The sequence below is a fragment of the Rhodococcus sp. 14-1411-2a genome, from assembly GCF_002259485.1.
Taxonomy (GTDB): Bacteria; Actinomycetota; Actinomycetes; order Mycobacteriales; family Mycobacteriaceae; genus Rhodococcoides.
Genome location: NZ_NPGA01000020.1, coordinates 815,677 through 837,044 on the forward strand (window position 1 = coordinate 815,677; position 21,368 = coordinate 837,044).

General features: G+C 67.3%; 19 protein-coding genes. 8 read left to right on the forward strand and 11 right to left on the reverse strand.

Going from position 1 to position 21,368, the window contains the following annotated elements; translation table 11 throughout:
* Nucleotides 1-26: 26 nt before the first annotated feature.
* From CH291_RS24825 to CH291_RS24835, 3 genes are all read right to left on the reverse strand, one after another.
* The gene (locus tag CH291_RS24825; RefSeq protein WP_068045970.1) at nt 27-347 is read right to left on the reverse strand and encodes a WhiB family transcriptional regulator; all 321 of its coding nucleotides are present in this window, start codon (nt 345-347) and stop codon (nt 27-29) included.
* Nucleotides 348-500: 153 nt separating this feature from the next.
* The gene (locus tag CH291_RS26605) at nt 501-806 is read right to left on the reverse strand and encodes a hypothetical protein (RefSeq protein WP_068045974.1); all 306 of its coding nucleotides are present in this window, start codon (nt 804-806) and stop codon (nt 501-503) included.
* Nucleotides 807-950: 144 nt separating this feature from the next.
* Entirely contained in the window at nt 951-3,065 is a 2,115-nt protein-coding gene (locus CH291_RS24835) for an ATP-dependent DNA helicase UvrD2 (protein WP_373455157.1), read from the reverse strand.
* A gap of 116 nt (nt 3,066-3,181) precedes the next feature.
* Between CH291_RS24835 and CH291_RS24840 the strand changes: the two genes are divergently transcribed.
* Nucleotides 3,182-3,451 carry a mycoredoxin gene (locus CH291_RS24840; protein WP_032398313.1) on the forward strand — a complete coding sequence of 90 codons (270 nt, stop codon included), beginning with the start codon at nt 3,182-3,184 and terminating at the stop codon, nt 3,449-3,451.
* A 7-nt stretch (nt 3,452-3,458) separates the two neighbouring features.
* Here the strand turns inward: CH291_RS24840 and nudC are convergent, their stop codons facing one another.
* Complete coding sequence (gene nudC, locus CH291_RS24845) at nt 3,459-4,361, reverse strand: NAD(+) diphosphatase (RefSeq protein ID WP_094688936.1); 903 nt, start codon at nt 4,359-4,361, stop codon at nt 3,459-3,461.
* A 24-nt stretch (nt 4,362-4,385) separates the two neighbouring features.
* Nucleotides 4,386-5,453: a potassium channel family protein gene (locus CH291_RS24850; RefSeq protein WP_094642470.1), complete on the reverse strand. Its 1,068-nt coding sequence runs from the start codon at nt 5,451-5,453 to the stop codon at nt 4,386-4,388.
* Between the two features lie 105 nt (nt 5,454-5,558).
* On the opposite strand from CH291_RS24850, the gene CH291_RS24855 reads away from it, so the two are divergent.
* Nucleotides 5,559-5,945: a DoxX family protein gene (locus CH291_RS24855; RefSeq protein ID WP_068046016.1), complete on the forward strand. Its 387-nt coding sequence runs from the start codon at nt 5,559-5,561 to the stop codon at nt 5,943-5,945.
* On the opposite strand, the gene CH291_RS24860 is transcribed toward CH291_RS24855, so the two are convergent.
* From CH291_RS24860 to CH291_RS24875, 4 genes are all read right to left on the reverse strand, one after another.
* Nucleotides 5,908-9,324 (reverse strand): ATP-dependent helicase, encoded by a 3,417-nt coding sequence (locus tag CH291_RS24860; protein WP_094688839.1) that lies wholly within the window; start codon nt 9,322-9,324, stop codon nt 5,908-5,910. The two genes, CH291_RS24855 and CH291_RS24860, sit on opposite strands and share 38 nt — an antisense overlap.
* Nucleotides 9,321-12,638, reverse strand: a complete 3,318-nt coding sequence (locus CH291_RS24865; RefSeq protein WP_094688840.1) for an ATP-dependent helicase — start codon at nt 12,636-12,638, stop codon at nt 9,321-9,323. The genes CH291_RS24860 and CH291_RS24865 overlap by 4 nt, the downstream gene beginning before the upstream one ends.
* Nucleotides 12,639-12,701: 63 nt before the next feature.
* A complete protein-coding gene (locus CH291_RS24870) occupies nt 12,702-13,346 on the reverse strand; it encodes a response regulator (protein WP_068045994.1) in 645 nt (214 codons plus the stop codon).
* Nucleotides 13,343-14,464, reverse strand: coding sequence for a sensor histidine kinase (locus CH291_RS24875; protein WP_179276655.1), 1,122 nt, complete (start codon nt 14,462-14,464; stop codon nt 13,343-13,345). The genes CH291_RS24870 and CH291_RS24875 overlap by 4 nt, the downstream gene beginning before the upstream one ends.
* 136 nt (nt 14,465-14,600) lie before the next feature.
* On the opposite strand from CH291_RS24875, the gene CH291_RS24880 reads away from it, so the two are divergent.
* Genes CH291_RS24880 through CH291_RS24905 form a run of 6 tightly spaced genes read left to right on the forward strand, consistent with a single transcriptional unit; the run spans nt 14,601 to nt 19,485 of the window.
* Nucleotides 14,601-15,332: an ABC transporter ATP-binding protein gene (locus CH291_RS24880; RefSeq protein ID WP_094688937.1), complete on the forward strand. Its 732-nt coding sequence runs from the start codon at nt 14,601-14,603 to the stop codon at nt 15,330-15,332.
* Entirely contained in the window at nt 15,329-16,105 is a 777-nt protein-coding gene (locus tag CH291_RS24885) for an ABC transporter permease (RefSeq protein ID WP_068046007.1), read from the forward strand. The genes CH291_RS24880 and CH291_RS24885 overlap by 4 nt, the downstream gene beginning before the upstream one ends.
* 14 nt (nt 16,106-16,119) lie before the next feature.
* The gene (locus tag CH291_RS24890) at nt 16,120-16,905 is read left to right on the forward strand and encodes an alpha/beta hydrolase (RefSeq protein ID WP_179276656.1); all 786 of its coding nucleotides are present in this window, start codon (nt 16,120-16,122) and stop codon (nt 16,903-16,905) included.
* Nucleotides 16,906-17,247 carry an MGMT family protein gene (locus tag CH291_RS24895; protein WP_094688842.1) on the forward strand — a complete coding sequence of 114 codons (342 nt, stop codon included), beginning with the start codon at nt 16,906-16,908 and terminating at the stop codon, nt 17,245-17,247.
* Entirely contained in the window at nt 17,244-17,690 is a 447-nt protein-coding gene (locus CH291_RS24900; RefSeq protein WP_255183290.1) for a PaaI family thioesterase, read from the forward strand. Before CH291_RS24895 ends, CH291_RS24900 begins: the two co-directional genes overlap by 4 nt.
* A gap of 13 nt (nt 17,691-17,703) precedes the next feature.
* Nucleotides 17,704-19,485, forward strand: a complete 1,782-nt coding sequence (locus tag CH291_RS24905; protein ID WP_306437695.1) for an NTP transferase domain-containing protein — start codon at nt 17,704-17,706, stop codon at nt 19,483-19,485.
* Here the strand turns inward: CH291_RS24905 and CH291_RS24910 are convergent.
* Both CH291_RS24910 and CH291_RS24915 read right to left on the reverse strand, forming a co-directional pair.
* Complete coding sequence (locus tag CH291_RS24910) at nt 19,439-20,167, reverse strand: sirohydrochlorin chelatase (RefSeq protein WP_094688843.1); 729 nt, start codon at nt 20,165-20,167, stop codon at nt 19,439-19,441. The two genes, CH291_RS24905 and CH291_RS24910, sit on opposite strands and share 47 nt — an antisense overlap.
* The gene (locus tag CH291_RS24915; RefSeq protein WP_255183303.1) at nt 20,167-21,348 is read right to left on the reverse strand and encodes a uroporphyrinogen-III synthase; all 1,182 of its coding nucleotides are present in this window, start codon (nt 21,346-21,348) and stop codon (nt 20,167-20,169) included. The genes CH291_RS24910 and CH291_RS24915 overlap by 1 nt, the downstream gene beginning before the upstream one ends.
* Nucleotides 21,349-21,368: the final 20 nt, after the last annotated feature.

The window sequence follows — 21,368 nt, forward strand, 5'->3', positions numbered from 1 at the left end:
GCGAAACCGGGCACCGGTCTCGGGCGTCATGCTGCGTTCTTGCGTGGCCGTCCCCGGGGACGCTTGCGGGCGATGACGACACCCTGCTCGAGGATCTCGCCGCCCCAGACGCCCCACGGCTCGGCGCGGTCGAGGGCCGCGCTCAGGCAGGTACGCCGGATGGGGCATTGGGCGCACAGCGCCTTGGCCTGCTCGAGTTCGGCAGGGGTGTCGGCGAACCACATGTCGGGGTTCGCCGCTCGGCAGGGCACCGACAAGGCCAGTTCGACCGATTCGGTCGAATACTGTGCAGCGTAGGCACTTTCGGACTCTGGTCGGCATGTCGTCCGGATCGTGGCGGTTGACACGTCGGTCTCCTCTACTTTTCGTGCGGCGTCGTTATCGGTTCGAGGGGTGATGCGAACCAGTCGGCCTCACGCTCGGATAGAGGAACTACCTGAACGAGAAAGGCCACGGTCCGCGAGTGCGGGTCCGTGGCCTGGTGGGGCTTGTCGAAGCGTCTACCGACAGTGAAGTCGGTGTCTGCTGTCGAGCACGGACGCACGTGGTGCGCGATGACGTCGAGCTGCCTGAGCAACTGCTTTCGCTCCTGGTGCCAGGGCGACCTGGGCGGAATTCGACACCGAGTCCGCATATGCGGACTCCTGGATGGGGCCGAAAGCAGAGGAACGAATCCATGTCTGCGCAACAGAGCCTGCGGCGGCGGCATGAGTGCCGAGGGGGGCAACTCCGAACGGTGCCGTGCCGAGGACAGGGCTGAACGCGACGGTTGCGTGGGCAACGGCGGCGTGCAATGTGTTGATCATTTTCTTCAGCTCCTGTTCTGGTCTCGTCGGCGGATTGGACAGTGCGCGATCTCCCGCGGCACGTGAAACAGACTAAGCCCCCTGCCGATATCTGCACAAGTTATTTTCTACCTGCGGTTTTGCGGAAATTTTCGGACCTCCGCGTCACGTGTCCGAGGCTCGCACCACGGTGAGAACTTCTTCGCCGAACCGCTCCAACTTCTTGGCGCCGATTCCCGGAATCGCGACCAACCCACGCTCGTCCTGCGGTTGCTGCTCCGCGATGGCCGTCAGCGTGTTGTCGCTGAACACCACGTACGCGGGCACCTTCAGTTCGCGGGACTTGTCCAATCGCCACGACTTCAGCGCGTCGAGCAGGGCGATGTCGACGTTCGACGGACAACTGTCGCACCGACCCAGCATGGTCGCGGACGTACCGATCAACGGCTTCCCGCACAACCGACACTTGGGCCCAGACTTCTTGGCAGCAGGCGCGGCGATACGCGAGGCGGGGGAGTCCTCGGGGATCAGACCGTTGAGAAACCTCGACCGCCGCCGCGATTTGCGTCCACCCTCGTTGCGGGCGAGCGCCCAGGACAGATGCAGGTGGACACGGGCGCGGGTGACACCGACGTAGAGCAGCCTGCGTTCCTCCTCGACGGCCGCCTCGTTGTTGGCACTGGGATCGTTTCCGATCGCGTGCGAGATCGGCAGAGTGCCGTCGGCGAGACCGACGATGAACACCGCATCCCACTCGAGCCCCTTCGCCGCATGCAGCGACGCAAGGGTCACGCCCTGGACGGTCGGTGGGTGCCGCGCCTCGGCGCGCGCGGCGAGCTCCCCCAACAACTTCTCGAGAGTCAGTTCCGGATCGTGCACCAGAAGTTCTTCGGTGAGCTGCACCAGACCGCCGAGAGATGCCCACTTCTCGCGGGCCTGTGCACCGGTCGGCTCGGTTGCCGTCAGGCCGAGCGGGGCCAACACCGCTCGCACCAGAGCCGGCAGTCCCTCGCCGGCCTGCGCGCCGTCGGGCAGATCGTCACGACCGCCTGCCTGCCGCAACGCGTTGACTCCCTGCCGCACCTCGGGCCTGGTGAAGAACCCCTCGCCGCCGCGCACCTGGTAAGGGATCTTCAGCTCGGTCAACGCCTGCTCGTGTGCCTCCGACTGCGCGTTGATGCGGTACAGAATCGCGATCTCGGCCGGTTCGACGCCCTTCGAGATCAATCGCTTGACCGCGCGCGCTACCCCATCGGCTTCCGCCGGCTCGTCGTCGTACTCGAAGAACTCCGGCTCGGGTCCCGGCTGACGCTGACCGATCAACTGCAGTCGGGTGCCGGCGATGCGACCGCGAGCGGCACCGATCACGCGATTGGCCAGCGACACCACCTCGGGTGTGGAACGGTAGTCGCGCTCGAGCCGAACCACGGTGGCCTCGGGGTACTTCCGTGAGAAGTCGAGAAGATACCGCGGAGATGCGCCGGTGAAGGAATAGATGGTCTGGTTCGCGTCGCCGACGACGGTGAGATCGTCACGCTCGCCCACCCAGGCGTCGAGCACCCGTTGCTGCAACGGAGTGACGTCCTGGTACTCGTCGACGACGAAGCAGCGGTAGCGCTCACGGAACTCGTCGGCCACCGACGAATGTTCTTCCAGCGCAGCGGCCGTGTGCAGCAGGAGGTCGTCGAAGTCGAGCAACATCCCGTCACCACCGCGGGACTTGAGCTCCTCGTAACCGGCGTAGACGGCGGCGACCTTGGTCGCGTCCATCGGAACGTCACGACGATTGCTCGCCGCGATGCGCGGATAGTCCTCGGGTGCGATCAGCGATCCCTTGGCCCATTCGATCTCGCCCGCGAGATCGCGGATGGCGTCCGTCGACGTCGACACCCCGGCACGGTTCGCCGCCTGCGAGACGACGGTGAACTTGCGGTCGAGCAGCTGCCAGCCGGTGTCGCCGACCACCTGAGGCCAGAAGTACTTGAGCTGGCGCATGGCCGCGGCGTGAAACGTACGTGCCTGCACCGGAGGACCGTCTCCCCCGACGCCGAGCTCGCGCAGACGGCCACGCATCTCGCCGGCCGCGCGCGCGGTGAACGTGACCGCCAGCACCTGCCCCGAGGACACGTGCCCGGCAGAGACGAGGTGGGCGATGCGTCGGGTGATCGTACGTGTCTTTCCCGTGCCCGCACCGGCCAGAACGCAGACCGGGCCACGGGGAGCCAGTACCGCCGCGGATTGCTCCGGATCGAGTCCGGCGGTCATCGCGTCGTCAGCCATGAGGACCATTGTGTCAGTGCGTACCGACAGTTCCACCCGGGGCCGAACCGGGTGGCCGACGGCCGATGCAGGTGTCGGCCGGAACAATCGCGCCGGTGCTCCTGTTGACTGTTCACGTGACCACTACCGAGAACACCCCGCAGACCCCGGCCGCGCTGACCGTCTACTCCACCACGTGGTGCGGTTACTGCCGCAGGCTCAAGACCCAGCTCGACCAGGCCGGAATCGAGTACGCCGAGATCGACATCGAGCAGAACCCGGAGTCGGCCGACTTCGTCGGCAGCGTCAACAACGGCAACCATGTGGTGCCGACCGTGCTCTTCGCCGACGGCTCGACGGCCACGAACCCCACTCTGGCCGAGGTCAAGCGCGCACTCTCGCTCTGACCGGACGTCAGGCCGTCGCCGCCCACGCCTCGAGCATTCCCCGTGCGATGGAGATCGAGCCCGGCAGAAGCAACCGGGACGTCGAATCCGATCCCCAGTCGCCCACCTCGAGCGCGGCGAGAACTTCGGCCCGATCGAACCAGTGGGCCTCGGCGATCTCGCCGTCCTGAAAGTGCAGCGGTTGCTCCGGGTCGGCGACGGCGGAGAACCCGATCATCACCGATCGCGGAAACGGCCACGGCTGGCTGCCCAGATACTCGATACCGGAGACGTCGAGGCCCACTTCTTCTCTGATCTCCCGTGTGACACAGGTTTCCAGCGACTCACCGGCCTCGACGAAGCCCGCGAGCACCGAGAAGCGACGCTCGGGCCACGCGGGTGCTCGCGCCAGCAGCACTCGGTCGCCGCCGTCGTGAACGAGACAGATCACCGCCGGATCGGTACGCGGGAATTCCTCGTGACCGGTGGACGTGCTCGTTCGCGACCAGCCTGCGCTCGACGGAACGGACGGCGCGCCGTCGAGTGAGCTGAATTGCGCGCTCGCATGCCAATTGAGGATCGCCAGGGCTCCGGTCACCGTCGACAACGCGGCGCTGTCGAGTCGATCGCCGTCGGTGCGCAGGTCGCCGACCGTGCCCGCCACGACCTCCACCCGGCGGGCCCACAGATGCCGATCGCCGTGAATTCCGAGGAACACCGCATCGGCCGTCGGCTCGGTAGCGAGATCCGCGGCAGAGCCGAACACCAGGCCGTTCTCGTCAACCGGGAATCCGCCTCTGCCGTCCACGTTCAGGATGCGAGCAGTCGGCCAACCCGCTGCCAACGCTGCGGTGTCTCGGCGAAGTTCTTCTGCCCTGTTCAGTGGCGATCGGGACAGTCGAGGGGGGTGAGCGAGTTGGAATTTCGGCACGCGCACGACCCTACTTGGCCGTGACTAGTCGCCGACGCGACGGATGTAGAGCAGTCGGTCGGAGGCCTCGACCGCATCGACTTCCGGAGTACCGACTCGGAACAGTTTGCCGCCCCGCACCACCCCGAGAACGATGTCGGTCAGGTGCCGCGGAGAACCGCCCACCTCGTCACGCTCGACTTCGCGCTCCGCGATCGCGAAGCCTGCCTCCGGCGTCAACAGATCTTCGATCATCTCCACGACGGACGGAGTCGACGTGGCGATACCGAGCAGACGTCCCGCGGTCTCCGAGGAAACGACCACCGAATCGGCACCGGACTGACGCAGCAGGTGCGTGTTCTCCGCTTCCCTGATTGCTGCGACGATCTTGGCTTTGGGAGCGATCTCTCGGGCGGTCAGAGTCACCAGCACTGCGGTGTCGTCTCGATTGGTCGCCACGATGATGGCCGACGCGTGCTGGGCGCCGGTGAGTCTGAGCACGTCGGATTTGGTCGCCGAACCGTGGACCGTGACCAAGCCCATGGCCGATGCGGTGTCGAGCACCATCTGATCGGTGTCGACCACGACGATGTCGGACGCCGACACGCCGTCTCCGAGCATCGCGTCGACTGCGGTACGGCCCTTGGTGCCGAAACCGATGACCACGGTGTGATTGCGCACGCTGCGTCTCCATCGCTGAATTTTGAATGCCTGCCGGGACCGCTCGGTGAGAACCGACAGCGTGGTACCGACCAACAGAATGAGGAATAGGACCCGAAGGGGTGTGATGACCAGGATGTTGACCAGTCGCGCCGACGGGCTCATCGGTGCGATATCGCCGTATCCCGTCGTCGACAGCGACACTGTTGCGTAGTAGAAGGCGTCCAGGAAGGACAATTCGCCGTTCTGGTTGTCGCTGTAACCGTCGCGATCGAGATAGACGACGAACGCCGCCAGGAACAATATCCCCAGCGCCATCAGAACCCGCTTGTAGATTGCGCGCCACGGGCTCGATTCCAGTTCGGGTACCCGGAGCACTCCCACGAGGGCGAAGTCGGGCTTGTCGGTCAGCGCGCCGCTGTCACCCAAGCGCGCTCGAAACCTACCTGCCACGTCGCCCGCCGAGGTACTCGCCGATGTCGAGATCATTCACGGCACGCAGCGTAACCCCATGCCAGGCTTCCGTGCCGACGACGCTGGGTGTGGCACGGTATGGGCATGACACAGAGATCGAGTCAGGCAGCCGCACTGCGCCTCGCGGGACTGCTCGCCGGAGCCGGAGTTCTGCACTTCGCCACGCCGAAGTTCTTCGATGTCCAAGTACCGACGGCATTGCCCGGCTCGGCGCGGACCTACACGCAGGTCTCGGGTGTGGCCGAACTCGCCGTGGCCGCAACGCTGGCCGCACCACGGACTCGTCGACTGGGCGGTGCACTCGCGGCCGCGCTGTTCGTCGTGGTCTTCCCCGCCAACATCAACCTCGCGTGGAAGTACGTACAGAGCCCGAAGACCTCACCGGCTCTCAAAGCAGCGATGATCGCCCGGCTGCCGCTGCAGATTCCGCTGGTCACCGAGGCTCTGAAGGCTCGTCGGAACGCACCGTAGGCTCCGGCTGCTCGGGCCCGACCCGACCTTCCAGAAGCTGAGCCAATTCCGTTGCGTCCGGCAGGTTCTCGGGCGAAATGGTGTGACCGCTGCGCACGTAGTGGAACGCTGCGCGCACTCGGTCGAGCGGAACCGGTTCGGCGCGCCCGATGGACATCAGCTCGGCCCACGCCAACCGGTAGGCCGCGAGCTGCATCGCTACCGCCCGCTGTTCCGACGCCGTCGGCTCTGCGCCCGTCTTCCAGTCGACGACGGTCCAGCCGCCGTCCGCGTCCGCGAACACGGCGTCGATGCGTCCTCGCAGTACCGTTCCCGCCACGGAGGTCTCGAACGGCACCTCCACTTCGACGGGGCTGCGGAGCGACCAGTCCGATTCGAGAAACGCCTGCTGGAGGGTTTCGAGGTCGACGTCGGCCGAGGCTCCGGTGTCGGCCGAGCCCGGCAGTTCGTCGAGATCGAGCAATCGGGTCGCGCCGAAACGGCGCTCGATCCAGGCGTGAAACGCGGTTCCTCTGCGCGCCAACGGGTTCGGTGGAAACGGCAGCGGCCTGCGCAGGCGTGAGGCCAACGCATCGGGGTCCGCCGCGAGGTCGACCAGCTGCGTCACCGACAGGTTGCCGGGAAGAGCCACGTCCACTCCCGCCACCGATCGTGCGGCCCGCTCGGCCAGCAGAGTGTCGACGTCCGCGGCCCAGTTCTCGGGGTCCTCCCGGGTTCGATCCTGGATGCCGTCACGCTCTTCGCTCGGTGTGGCCGAGATGTCTGCCAGCGCGCGCAGCACTTCCTGCGCACCGCTCTCGATCGCTCCGCGCCTGGAGCCGAGTGGATCGCGTGGCCAGGACGCGGTGTGCGGCACGGCTCCGAGCGGGTTCGACGCCCCATCCTCCGGGGTGGGTGCCCACTGCTCGATCACCGCGGTGTCGGCGAATTGCTCGATGTGCGTGTGCAACTCGGCGAGAAACTCCGACGGCCCACGCGGCTTCGTGGCGGTCTCGTCCCAGTGATGCGCGGATACCAGCAGCACCCGCTCGGTTCGGGTGAGTGCCACGTAGAACAGTCGGCGATCCTCAGCAAGTCGACGCCTCGCCAGCGCATCCTTGTGACTCTTGACGGCGTCCTCGAGGTCCTTGCGATTGTGGAGTCGGTCGAGTTCGAGGACCGGAACGCCTTCCGAGCCCTCGCCGTCGAGTGCACGGTCACCGCGCAGCGACGGCGGCAACTCGGCCATCGCCCCGAGCCAGGTCGAGGATGCGTTCGCGGACGGGAACACACCCTTCGCCACGTGCGGGACAGCCACCACCTCCCATTCGAGGCCTTTCGCGGAATGGACGGTGAGCACCTGCACACGATGGGGCGCGACGTCGACCTCACCGGGGGCGAGGCCGTCCTCGACCGTCTCCGCCGCGGCCAGGAACGACAGGAATCCGGTGACCGTGGCAGTCGGGTTGTCGGCGTAATCGGCTACCACATGGGCGAATTCGTCGAGATGTTCACGACCGACCGCGCCGTCGGTGCTGCTCGGTGTGCGGGCCTGAGCTTCGACACCGATCCCTATGATCCGTTCTATGTCGCCGACCAATTCCGTCAGCGGCTGACCGATGCGGTCGCGCAGCAGGTGCAGTTCACCTGCCAGGGCGACGATCCGGCGATGCCCCACCTCCGAGTACCGCTCGGCCGGACCTGGATCGGCAATCGCGTCGGCCAGACCGGCCTGCTCCGACTGCTCGCCGGGTAGGGCGCTACCGAGCGCAGCATCGAGTGCCTCCGGGTCGTCGACGCGACCTGCGGTGCCGTAGCCGCCGCGGATCTCGAGTTCTCGGGCGCGCTGCGAGAGTGCCCGCAGATCCGTCGGTCCGATCTGCCACCGAGAGCCGGTGAGGATGCGCATCGCCGAGCTTCCGGCAGTGGGGTCGGCTACCAAACGCAGCATCGCGATGATGTCGGCCACCTCGGGAACGTGCAGCAATCCACCGAGGCCCACGACCTCCACCGGCAACCCGCGGCTGCGCAGCACATCCGCGATCGGCTCGGCGTCGGCGTTGCGGCGCACCAGAACCGCGGCGGTGGGCGGCGTGCGATCCTGCTCGAGGGCAGCGCGGTACTCCCCCGCGATCCGGTCGGCGATCCACTCTCGTTCGCCCACAACGGTATCGGTGACGGCCAGTCGGACATCACCGGGAACCGCACCCGGGCGGGCCCGCAGGGTCGGCACCGGCACCCCGACGCGGCGCAGTGGGTCGGTGATCAGGTTGGCCAGCGTCAAGGCCTCGGGCGGATTTCGCCAGCTGGTGAGCAGCTCGAGCCGGGGTGCCGGGCTTCCGTCGGCCTCGGGGAAATCGGTGGCGAACCGAGGCAGATTTGCTGCCGATGCGCCGCGCCACCCGTAGATCGACTGCATCGGGTCACCGACGGCGGTCAGAGCCAACTGCGGATCGCTGCCGGAACCGAACAGCGACGACAGCAGGACGCGTTGGGCATGCCCGGTGTCCTGGTACTCGTCGAGCAACACGAGCCGGAATCTCTGCCGTTCGGCGATTCCCACCTCGGCATGCTCGGCGGCGACCCGAGCCGCCATCGACATCTGCGAGCCGAAATCCAGTGCGCCCTCGCGCCGCAGCGTCTGCGCCAGCCGTTCCACCAACGGCAGCAACCCGATTCGTTGATGTTGCGCGTCGAGGATGTTCAGCAACTCCTTGGTGGGGCCACCACGTTGTCGCGGTCCCGGCCCGAGAGTGTGCACCAGCGTCTCCAACTCGACGTGTGCATGGCGCAGATCCTCGGGATCGACCAGATGCTCGGCCAACTGACCGGAGAGTGCGAGTACGGCCTCGGTCACCGACGTGGGATTGCGGTCGGTGTCCAGGTCGCCGTCCCAGGTGCTGACGACACGGTGGGCCAGCTGCCACAGTTCGGTTTCCGACAACAGAGTCGCGGACGGTTCGATCGGCAGCAGCAAGCCGTGCTCGGTGAGCAGCCGGCCCGCGTAGGAGTGGTAGGTGCTCACTTCCGGCTCGGCACCGAGGATTCGCTCGCGCAGTGCCAGGCTGGGGTCGAGTGCGTGCACCAGATCGGATCCGGCCAGCCGAGCCAGCCGAGCTCTGATCCGAGAGGTCAACTGCTGTGCGGCTTTTCGGGTGAAGGTCAGACCCAGAACCTGGTCGGGGTCGACGAAACCGTTGGCCACCATCCACACCACGCGGGCCGCCATGGTCTCGGTCTTGCCCGCGCCTGCCCCTGCGACGACGAGCGTCGGGCCGGGCGGCGCTGCGATCACCGCGGCTTGTTCGTCGGTCGGTGGATGTTTCTGCCCGAGCGCCCGGGCGAGCTCGACCGGCGACACCCGTACCGAGCCGGTCCGTGTCTTCGTCGAAGTCGTCACTGCTCGGTCACCTGCCTTCCCGTCTCGTGTGCCGGGCAGCTGGACTTGACCGGGCAGTGCCTGCAGCCGTCGTTGATCCGCGCCTCGAACGTGGGTCCCTGCGTCGCCGATGCGGCCTGATGCACGGTGTCTCGCCACTCCTCGAGTTTCTCCGGTGTCGGCACTTGCTGGACACGCTGCGTCGCCCCGTCCTTGTTGTGGGGCTTGGCCACGAAGACCAGCCGCGCTCCGCCGGGCTCGCCCGCAGGCTCGCCCTCGATGGCACCGGCTGCCGCGGCGACCTGGTAGGTGGCCAGCTGATGATGGCCCTGGGCGTCCTCCTTGGACATCACGGTCTTGGCCGTCTTGACGTCGATGATCACCGGCCGACCGTCCGGATCGTGCTCGAGTCGGTCGATGCGGCCGCGCAACGCCACCGCCGGCTCGTCCTCCGACCGAGCGTCGAGGATGCCGTCGACGCGCACTTCGACTCCGGCCTCGGTGAGCTCGCCTCGACTGCCCTGCAACCAGGTCTCGAAGGTCTCGAGCATCGCCCCGGTTCGGTCGAGTTCGTGCCGTGAGAACCATTGCGATCCGAGATCTACTGCATCCCAAGCTGTTTCGAGCGCCCGCCGGAGTTGCTCCGGCGGTATCCGGCCGGCCACCGCCTGGACGAGAGTGTGTACGAGCGTGCCGGTGACCGCATGGGTGTTGGTGCCGTCGTTGCCGCCGTGACGTTCGAGCATCCACCGCAGCGGGCAGGTGGTGAGTTGTTCCACCGTCGACGGCGACAGCGGCACAGGACCGTCGCCGAGCTGCCACAGCGGCGCGTCGGTGCTGGGCCCTGCCACTCCGAACCACTCGTCGGGATGCGCGCCTCGGACGCCGGCGTCGGCGAGAGTGGCCAGATGCCGGACCGCTCGGGCACGCTTGTCCGGATCCTGTTCGGCGACAATCGGATCGCACACCACACTGCGGAGTTCGGCCACCAGCATGGGGAGCGCCAACACTCGGTGCGCGGTCTCCGGCACGGGGGTCCCGGGTGCGAGATCCGACTCGCCTCCGCCGTCGACGCCGCGTAGTTCGTCCACGAATCGCGATCGGACCAGATCCGCATCTCCGGTACTGGAATCGACGGCTGTCACGAGCAAGGTCGATCGAGCGCGACTGCACGCCACCAGAAACAGCGTGCGCTCCTCGGCCAGCAACGGTGCCGACTTCGACAGTCGCCCGTCGAGCGCCGCTGCTGCATCGACCTTCCCGGATACGAGGTCGACCAGGGTGTCGGTGCCCAGCAGGCTGCCGCGTGACCGCAGCCCCGGCCACAGGCCTTCCTGTACCCCGGCGACCGCGACGAGCTCCCATTCCCGACCCGCGGCGGAATGCGCGCTCAGCAGCGTCACCGCGTCGGCCCGAACCGTGGGTCGGTGTGAGTTCAGGGTAGGAATCTCTTGCTGCGCAATGTAATCGAGGAATCCACCGATCTGAGCCCGCGGCAACCTGTCGACGTATGCTGCCGCCGCGTCGAACAGCGCCACCACCGCATCCAGGTCGCGGTCGGCCTGGGCACCGGCCGAGCCACCCCAGGCGGACGCGGTGGACCAACGCCGCTCGAGCCCCGATGCCTGCCACGCCGCCCACAACACGTCCTCGACCCCGCGGCCGGTGCGGGCGAGCGCCCGTGCCTTCCGAACGACACCGAGGGCTCGACGCAACGGGGCGGACTCCACGTCGGAGAGTCCGCCGATCCACCCGGCGCTCCCCCGAGTGTCGTCGGTGAGTACGACTCTGAGCAGCTCGGCGGAGTCGCGCTCGCCGCCCGATGCGAGTTCGAGCCTGCGCACGCCCCGGCGCAATCGCCGCAGACCCACCGGATCGGCCCCGCCGATCGGCCCGGAGAGCAGCGCGAGGGCATCTTCACCGTCGAAGCTCGGGTCGGAGATGGCACGCAGTACCAGCAGGAGACCCACGGCCCCGTGCTGGCGATGCAGCGGTAGCTCCGAGGTCGGGGTGATCATCGGCACCCCTGCGCCGTGCAGCGCCCGACGCAACGGTGCGAGGGTGCGCGGCACGGACCGCACCACGATCGCCATCTCGGACCACGGCATGCCGTCGATCAGGTGGGCACGACGCATGGCGTCGGCGATGATCGCCGCCTCCTTGGCAGGCGAGGACACGACGTGCACGCGCGCTGCCGGTTCACCGAAGCGTGCGGTGCCCACCGGTTCGGGACAGCGGTGCCGACCGAGCCCGGGCAACCGTCCGGCGATGATGTCGGTCAGCTCTGCGACCTCGGGAACGGACCGGTGATTGCGAGTGAGCATCACGCGACGCGGCGAATCCACCTCGACCAGGTCGGCCACGAAAGAGGGGTCGGCACCGCGGAAGGTGAACACGGCTTGATCGGGATCCCCGGCGACGACGGTGGATTCGGTGTCGGTTCCGATCAGCCGAACCAGCTGTGCCGCTTGCGGATCGAGGTGCTGCGCGTCGTCGACGACGAGGTGCCGGATACGGGCGCGTTCGCTGCGCAGCAATTCCGGATCGGTGGCGAACGCCATGAGCGCGGCACCGATCAGCTCGGCGGCGTCCAGACCCGGTGCCGTGGCTCCGGCCGCTTCCACTCCGACGGCACCGCGCAACAACATGGCCTGCTCGTATCCGGCAGCGAACCTCCCGACGGCAACCCACTCGGGTCTGCCGTGTTTGCGACCCAGTTTGACGAGGTCTTCCGGTCCGACCCCGCGTTCGGCGGACCTGAGCATCATGTCTCGCACCGCAGTGACGAATCCCGCGGTGCCCAGTGCCGGACGCAGCCGCTCCGGCCAGTTTCCTGCTCCGTCCTCGAGATCGCCGCGCAGCATCTCACGCACCACGGCGTCCTGCTCGGCACCGGTCAGCAGTCGCGGTGGCGGATTGCCGTACAGCGAGGCCTGCAGCCGCAGCACCGCGAAGGCGTAGGAATGCACCGTGCGTACCAACGGTTCACGGGTAGCCCGCAGTGCGTGATCGCCGCTGAAGAGACCCGAGGTGATGACCTCGCGGACGGCGGTTGCCGCCCGTTTGGACTGGGTGAGCACCAGCACCGACTCCGGATCACCGGTGACGATGCGCGAGACGGCGTAGTCGGCCACGAGCGATGTCTTGCCCGTGCCGGGACCACCCAGGATCTGCCACGGATTCCATCGCGGTGCACCTGTCGCGGCCTCTGCTGCCGAGTCGGGCGTCGAGGACAGCAGCCGCGCTGCCGAGCCGGTCCACTCACGTGCCGAGCGAGCCACCTTGGGCGCACGCACGAGTGTGACCGTCGCGCCGTGTCTGCCGTCCGAGCTCATGACACAGATGCAATCACGAGCCACCGACACATCGGCCGCCGCCCGGACCGACCGCCGGCCCGGTCAGTCGAGCAGGCCGTCCCGCAGCGCACGCAGAACTGCGCTCGTTCTGTCGTTCGCACCGAGTTTGAGAATGGCCGACGACATGTGGTTCTTGACGGTTCCCTCGGCCAGATGCAGTGCGTCGGCTATCGATCTGTTGGTGTATCCGCTTGCGACGAGCCGTAGGACGTCGATCTCGCGGGCGGTGAGTGTGTCGGCGACTCCGACGTCGCTCGGGCCGTGCTTCCCGGCCCGGAGAGCGTCCAGCAGTCTCTCGGTGATGGCGGGTTGCGCCAAGGTGCGCCCGGCCGCGAGTTCACGTACGGCACCGCCGAGCCGCTCGAAGGTCACATCCTTGAGCAGGTATCCCTTCGCGCCCGCACGCAGCGCCCCGAGCACCAACTCGTCGTCGTCGAACGTCGTCAGAACCAAGACCGGAACCCGGATTCCTCTGTCCTGCAAGGCCCGAAGCGTCCACAGTCCGTCGAACCGCGGCATGCGTAGGTCGAGCAACACCACATCGGGAGGATCGAGTTCGATCGACGCGACCGCAGCGGCACCGTCGTCGGCTTCCCCGGTCACCTCGATGTCGGGGTCCAGTTCGAGCAGGCTGCGGATACCCTGCCGAACCAGAGTGTGGTCGTCGACGATCAAGACCGTGATCACGGTGCGGGCACCGTCGCCTGGACCACGAACCCGCGATCGACCGAAAACGTGACCGTACCGCCCAGTCCTTCGATGCGCTCTCGGATTCCTTGCAGCCCGTGCCCCGGCTCGAACTCGGCCGACGCCCGGCCGTCGTCGCGCACCGAGACCGACAGCGCACCGGTCGGATCCGCGCGTACCTCGATCCACATCTCATCGGCATTCGCGTGACGAATGGTGTTGGTGATCATCTCCTGTACGCAGCGGACCACCGCCACCGCGCGAGCCTCGTCGACCCTGATCTCGGGGTCGACCGTCAGATGCACGACCGGTTCGGGTAGCCGGGCAACCAGTCGATCGAGCGACTCCCCCAGCACCGGAGTTCTGGCGCGGACCTCGCCGACGGTCGATCGCACGTCCCCGAGCAGGTCACGTGCGATGGATTGCGCCCTGACGACATGCTCGCGCGCAGGCTCGGGTACCCGGTGGGACGCCACCTCGAGCTCGAGACTCAGTGCGGTGAGCTGGTGACCGAGCACGTCGTGCAACTCTCGCGCGATGCGCAATCGCTCGTCGGCACGGGAGGAATCGTCCAACAACGCACTGGCGGTGCGTAGTTCGGCGTGTGCGACCGCAAGTTCCCGGCGCAACCGAGCCTGTCGCAGCTGCGCGGTCACCGACAACGCACTGGCCACCTGCAGCGCTCCGTAGATCGACGTGATCAGTGCGATCTCCGAGATCCGTCCACCCCGGATCGCAACCGACACCCCCACACAGCAGGTGTAGACCGCAACGATGACCGCCACCGAGGACCCGGTCACCCGATACACGGCGAACGTCGAGGTGAAGACCAGCAGGATGGGCAACCAGCTTGCCGTCGGGGCGGTCAGCACCAGAATCGGTGCCAGCACCACCTGCACGCCGAAGCATGCGCGCACGAGACGATCCGGCAACCGGTCTTCCCACCACATGCCCGTGGTCTGGGCAACCAAGAAGGCCGCGAACAGCGAGGCCCAGACCCACAGCGGAACCGAGAGACCGTCGGCGATCGACCGATCGAAGACGACGAGAGCGCCCATCGCGACCGCGAGTGCGGACACGAACGCACCGGCCAGAACGTCGGGTCCGAGGCGTCTCATTCTGTCGACCCTATCGCCCGGTCCGCCCGCGCACCCCTGCCGAAAGTCACGATCACCTTCGGTGACGATCGGCACCTGTGCGCAGGCCACGGCGGATCTAGCGTCGAGATCGATACGATCGAGAAGGGAAAATCGGATGGCAGCGATCGACGTTCGAGACATCACCCAGCGTTATCGAGAGCGCATCGCCGTGGCAGGCGTCAGCCTCACGGTCGCCGAAGGCAAGACGCACGGCCTGCTCGGGCGCAACGGCGCCGGTAAGACGACCCTGGTCGAAACCATTGCGGGCCTTCGTAAGCCGAGCTCCGGTGCCGTGCGAGTTCTGGGACTCGACCCCTTCACCGACCGCAATCGAGTACGCGCGGTTCTGGGAGTACAGCTGCAGTCCAACGACCTTCACACCGCGCTCACCGTTGCCGAACTGGTCGATCTGTTCGCCTCCTTCTACCGTCGACCTGCCGATCGAGACGCGCTCGTTCGTGCGGTGGGCCTGCACGAGCACCGCCGGGTGCGCTACGAGCGGCTGTCCGGAGGCCAGCAGCAACGGTTGTCGGTGGTGCTCGCCCTGATCGGTTCCCCTCGGGTCGTCATACTCGACGAGCTCACCACCGGACTCGACCCGGACGCACGACGCACCGTGTGGCGACTGATCGAGGACCTCCGCGCAGACGGTGTCACCATCTTGCTGATCAGCCATCACATGGACGAGGTACACCGCCTGTGCGATCGCGTCACCGTCCTCGATCGAGGCTCCGTCGTGGCCACCGGCACACCGGATTCTCTGATCACCGACGCCGGCCTGCGAGGCGACCACCGGGCCACCCTCGAAGACGCTTTCCTGACGCTGACGGAACGGAGTTCGGCATGACCGCACACGAGATCCACGCTGCACCTCGTCCGGGCCTGCGCGCCACCGGCGCACTCGTCGGGGCCGAAATGCGCATGGTCACCCGGGACACGGCAGGCCTGATCGTTCCCATCGCCCTCCCGGTTCTCGTACTGGTGATGAACGGCTCCGGTACCTCGGCGGAGATCGTCGGGCCTGGCGCGATCACGGCATTCGATCGGTTCGTACTGCCGCTGGCCCTGACCATGATCATCGCCGTCATCGGAATCGTGAACATGCCGAGCTTTCTTGCGCTCTATCGCAAGTCCGGCGTGCTGAAGCGACTGTCGACGACACCGATCGGACCGACGCAGGTGCTGGCTGCGCAAGTGATCACCAGCGCCGTCCAAGCCACACTCGGAATCGGTATCGCTCTGTCCACTGCTGCCCTGCTCTTCGGAATCACTGCGCCGCACAATCCGATCCTGGTCGCGGCCGTTCTGGTACTCGGTGCCGCGGCGATGTACTCGCTGGGGATCGTGGTGGCCGCCGTCGCGCCGACAGCGAACTCGGCCGTCGCGATCGGCCTGACCCTGTTCCTGGTTCTCGGTGCCACCGGCGGACTGTTCGGACCGGTCGCGGATCTACCGGGTCCTGTTGCGGCCGTCGGTGAGGTACTGCCCTTCGGTGCCACCGTCACCGCGCTGGGATCTGCCTGGGCCGGAACGCCTGTCGACATCGGCGGACCCATCGGACTCGTGGTCGCGGTGATCGCCGGAACCGCCTGCGCGATCCGGTTGTTTCGCTGGTCCTAGCGCGATACGGCATAGTGGTCGACGTGACCGAGTTGAATCTGCACACGTTCGGACCCGCAGACGGTCCTGAAATCCTCGCCGTTCACGGTGTGACCGGCCACGGTGCCCGGTGGTGGGACCTCGCCGAGAACCACCTTCCCGAGGCCAGGATTCTGGCACCCGACCTCATCGGTCACGGGCATTCCCCGTCCACACCGCCCTGGGACATCGACGCACAGGTCACTGCGCTCAAAGCCGTGCTCGACGCCTATGCGCGTGGACCGGTCGTGGTCCTCGGCCACTCGTACGGTGGCGCGTTGGCCGTACATCTCGCACAGAGGTTCCCCGAAGCTGTGCGGGCGCTGATTCTGCTCGATCCCGCGATCGCTCTGCCGCCGGAGGAGCTACTCGAGGTGGCCGAGGCGACCGCGAAATCCCCCGACTACACCGACGTCGACGAGGCGCGCTCGGAGAAGATCCACGGGGCGTGGGCGGACGTGCCCACCGAATTGCTCGACCGTGAGGTCGCCGATCACCTGATCCCCGCCGACGACGGAAAGGTCGCGTGGCGAATGTCGATTCCGGCCATCGTCGCGACGTGGGGCGAGCTCGCACGTCCGATCGTGGTCCCCGCCGAGAGTGTCCCGACCATCGTGGTGCGGGCCATGCGCGTCGAACCCCCCTATGTCACAGAGGAATTCCTCTCGGCGCTGCGAGACAAGCTCGGTGACAACCTACGAACGGTCGAACTGGACTGCGATCACATGGTCGGCCAGGCCAAGCCGGTCGAGGTCGCCGAACTGGTGCGATCCCTGCTGTAGATGGCCCCGATCACCGAAGCCCAGGTCGAGAAAGTTCGCGCGTTGGTCGCGTCGATCCCCCCTGGATTCGTGGCCACCTACGGAGACATCGCGGCCGCCGCCGACCTGTCGAGTCCTCGCATCGTCGGATGGATCATGCGCACCGATTCCGCCGACCTGCCCTGGCATCGAGTCCTCGGCGCGAGTGGAAGGCCCGCCCCGCACCTGGCCTCGAGACAGCTGGAGACTCTGCGCAGCGAAGGCGTCCCGAACCACGACGGGCGCGTCCCACTGAGCTCGATTCGATTCGACTTCGGGGCGCTCCCACCGCCTCCGCCGCCGACCACTAATCTCGGAGAATGAGCATCAGGGACGCACTCGAGCAGTTCGATCCACGCCCCACGGCGAAGTTCGCGCTGTCGAAGGCGAGCAGCTTCGTCGCCTCTGCCGGTCTCGTCGTCGACGAGGTCTCGGGCACCAGGGTGGCCGGGCACATCGAGTTGACGGATGAGCACTTCACGCCCTGGGGGGTCGTCCACGGCGGCGTCTACACCACTGCCGTCGAGAGCGCAGCGAGCATCGGTGCCAGTGAGGCGGTCAAGGATCGCGGTGAATTCGCAGTCGGCGTACACAACGGCACCGACTTTCTCCGCGCCAGCAAGGGCGGCCGCGTCGATGTTGTCGCAGAACCGTTGCAGCAGGGCCGTGTTCAACAACTGTGGCTGGTCACGATCACCGCCTCCGACAGCGGAAAAGTCATAGCACGCGGGCAGGTTCGCCTGCAGAACGTGCCGCTGCCGACATGACAGAGCTCGCAACGTGACGCAACCGGTCTGCGACGCGATCGTCCTCGCCGGCGGTCGAGGATCGAGGATGACAGATCCCGAGGACCCCGCTGCGCCGCACGAGGTCGACAAACCTGCCATGACCGTCGGCGGGCGCCGCATGGTCGACATCGCCGTGGACGCGGTGACGAGTTGTCGCAGAACGGTTCTGGTGGGTCCGACCCGTACCGGAGTGCCCGATCACGTGATGCAGACTCGCGAGTCCCCCGCGGGCGGCGGCCCGGTCGCTGCACTCGCCGCGGGCCTGCGATCACTCGACGATTGTGAAGAAGGCACCGCAGATCTGGTGGTGGTCATCGCGTCGGATCTGCCGTTTCTCGACGCCGCGACGGTCGAGTCGCTGATCGGTGCCGTATCGCGCTCGCAGACCGACGCCGTCTTCGCCCGCGACAGTGCCGGTCGTACCCAATTCCTGCTGGGAGTCTGGCGGCACGCCGCGTTGCGTTCCGCGCTGGCACAGCCGGATTCGGTGGAGGGCGCGCCCATGCGCACGATCCTTCCTGCCGATCATCTGGTGATCGCGGTGTCCGGTGTCGAGGACTGCGACACCCCCGCCGATCTTCTCGCCGCCCGTCTGGCCGCACAACAGCCGGAGACGCTCGAGGTGAGCGACGCACTCGAACGCGTTCGGAGCCGACTCCCCGCGTTGCCGATCCGTCGAATTCCCCTGCAGGACAGTGCCGGAACCGTGCTCGCGGAACCCCTCGTCTCCCGAACCGCGCTGCCGGCAGTCGACATCTCCGCGATGGACGGCTACGCCGTGTGCGGCACCGATCCGTGGACGCTCCGGTCCGACATCGCGTACGCCGGCACCTCCGACATCGCCCCACTCACCGAAGGAACGGCCGTGCGCATCGCGACGGGCGCAGCGCTTCCGCCCGGAGCGACATCGGTGGTTCGCGACGAGCACATGACCCGCGAGTCCGACGGATCGGCTCGACGCATCCCGACGGCATCGCAGTCCGACGACACGCGTCGACGCGGTGAGGACTGGCTGCCCGGTACCGAACTCGTCGCTGCCGGCACCCCGATCGATGCGGCCGTACGTTCGCTCGCTGCCAGTGCAGAGGTGTTCGAGGTGGCAGTGCGCGGTCCGGTCCGCGGACGAGTAGTCATCAGCGGCACCGAGATTCGATCCACCGGACCACTCGCTCCCGGCGAGACCAGGGACGTGCTCGGGTCGGTGTTGCCGGAGTACCTGGCGCACTGCGGCATCACCGTAGTCGACGTGACGCTGCTCGAGGATTCTGCGACGGGGTTTCGAGACGTGCTGACCCGCACTCGGGACGTGGACGTGATCATCGTCGTCGGGGCGACCGGAGGCGGGGCTGCCGATCAGCTCCGCGGGACCCTCGCCGGCATCGATGCCGAGACCGTCGTCGGGCGAATGCGCATGCGTCCCGGCGGTTCTCAGATCACCGCGGCGTTGCCCGACGGCACAGTGGTACTCGGCCTACCGGGCAATCCGCTGGCGGCCGTCGGTACCGCGATGCTCGCCGCGCCCGCGATCGTCGATGCCCTGACCGGGAGAACGGTGCGGCCACCACGGATCGGCCTGTTGTCCAATGCTGCCGAGGTTCGATCCCCGACTCCTCGGATCGTCCCGGTCACCGCGGACGGCACACGGTGGCGGGCAGATACCCGAGTCCGCACGGCGCACCTGGCTCACCTCGTCGGCCGCGACGCACTGGCTGTGATCCCGGCCGAGGTCAGCGCCGACGAGCCGGTGACAATTCTTCCGTTGCCGCACCACTAGTTTCACCGAGAGATCGAACACCCTCGCGGTAGCGCGCGACCACGAGATCGACGATCGCGGCATGCACTCCGAGCGGCTCACCGACGCCGTCGGCTCCGGCGTCGGCCAGACGGTTGTGAAAGAGGCCGCGCGCCAACAGATACGACGCCACGAACACACGTGCGTGCCCGGCTTCTCGCAGGGTCGACACCGCGTCGGACACGGTGGGGGTACTGGTGGCGACGTAGCCGATACTGACCGGAACTCGCGCGACATCGGCCAACATCGCCGCCGCGCGCCGGTGTTCTTCCAACGCACGAGCATCGGACGATCCTGCGGCAGCGAGCACGATCGGATCACCCGAGCGCCACCCGGCGTCACGTAGTCGATCGACCATGACCTCGGCCAGCACTGGGTCGGGTCCGAGAGCGCGGGTGACGGCGACGGACGTGTGAGCGCTGTCGGCGATCTCTCGCGGCACATCGGTGTGCACGTGGTAGCCCGACGCGAGGAAGGCGGGAACCACGACAGCCGAGCCGGCGGTGTCGCGCAGCACCTCGGCCGGTGACGGCCCGAGTACGTCGACGAATGCCACGCGCGTGGTACCGATCTGCGCCGACACAGCATCGGCGAGTGCGGCGACCATCTCGACACCACGGGGGTTTCGGGTGCCGTGTGCAACCAGAACAAGAGTCGGTGTCATCAGTACTTTCCCCCTTCTACGACGGCCACTCGATCAGCCGGTTCCTCGGAATCGCAGTCCGTCTCGGTCTCGATGTGATCGAGTGCGATGCGATAGCCACGCTTGACCACGGTCTGGATAGCTTTCGGCGCGCCCAGCGAGGACCTGAGTCTGGTCATCGCCGTCTCCACAGCGTGGGTGTCGCCCCCTCCGCCGGGCAGCGATGCCAACAGGTCCTCGCGGGAGACGACGCGTCCTGGATTGCGAGCCAGTGTCTTCATCAAAGCCATGCCTGCTGGGGACACCGGTCGAACTTCACCGTCGACCACCACGCACTTACCGCGGACACTGACCACGTGACCGCCCGCATGCAGACGACCGGTGCGCCTCGGCAGTTCTTCGGCGATGTGCCGCGCGAGTGCCCCCAGACGCGCCCGGGTCGGCTGTGTGGTGGCCACGTTCAGCTGTTCGAGGGGCGCGGCCGTCACCGGCCCGACGCACACCGGCAGCACCCTCGATCGCATCGACTGCAGCAGAGGTTCGAGCACACCGTTCTCGTCGGCGCGCATCAGCATCGACGCCACCGCCGGTGCCGAGGTGAAGCTGAGGGCATCGAGATCACCGACGATGACGGCTTCGATCATGCGGTCCATCGGGCTCTGGTCGTCGGGCGCTGTCCAGCGGTAGACCGGCACCGGAACCACCTCGGCTCCCGCGCAGCGCAACACCTCGCAGAAATCGGGGACCGGCTCCCATTCGGTGGTCGCGCCGTGCAGCTGCACGGCGATGCGTTTGCCCTCCACCCCTTCGGCCAACAGATGTTCGAGTACCTCCGCCGAGGATTCCGAGGCGGGCGACCACTCCTCGCGTAGATCGGCTGCTCGGATGGCCCCTTTCGCCTTCGGACCGCGAGCGAGCAGACGGGACGCACCGAGTGCGCGCCCCAGCTCTTCTGCCTGCCCCCACCCGTCCGCTGCCTCGACCCAGCCACGAAATCCGATTCCTGTTGTGGCCACGGTGATTTCCGGTGGATCAGCGATGACGGCGGCGGTGACGCGTTCGAGCTCGGCGTCGTCGGCCAGTGGGATGATGCGAATAGCGGGGGCATGCATCACGGTGGCCCCGCGCCGCTCGAGCAGAGTCGCGAACTCCTCGGCTCGACGCGATGCGGTGATCCCGACGGTGAACCCGACCAGAGGCATTGCAGCCCCTGCGATTTCGC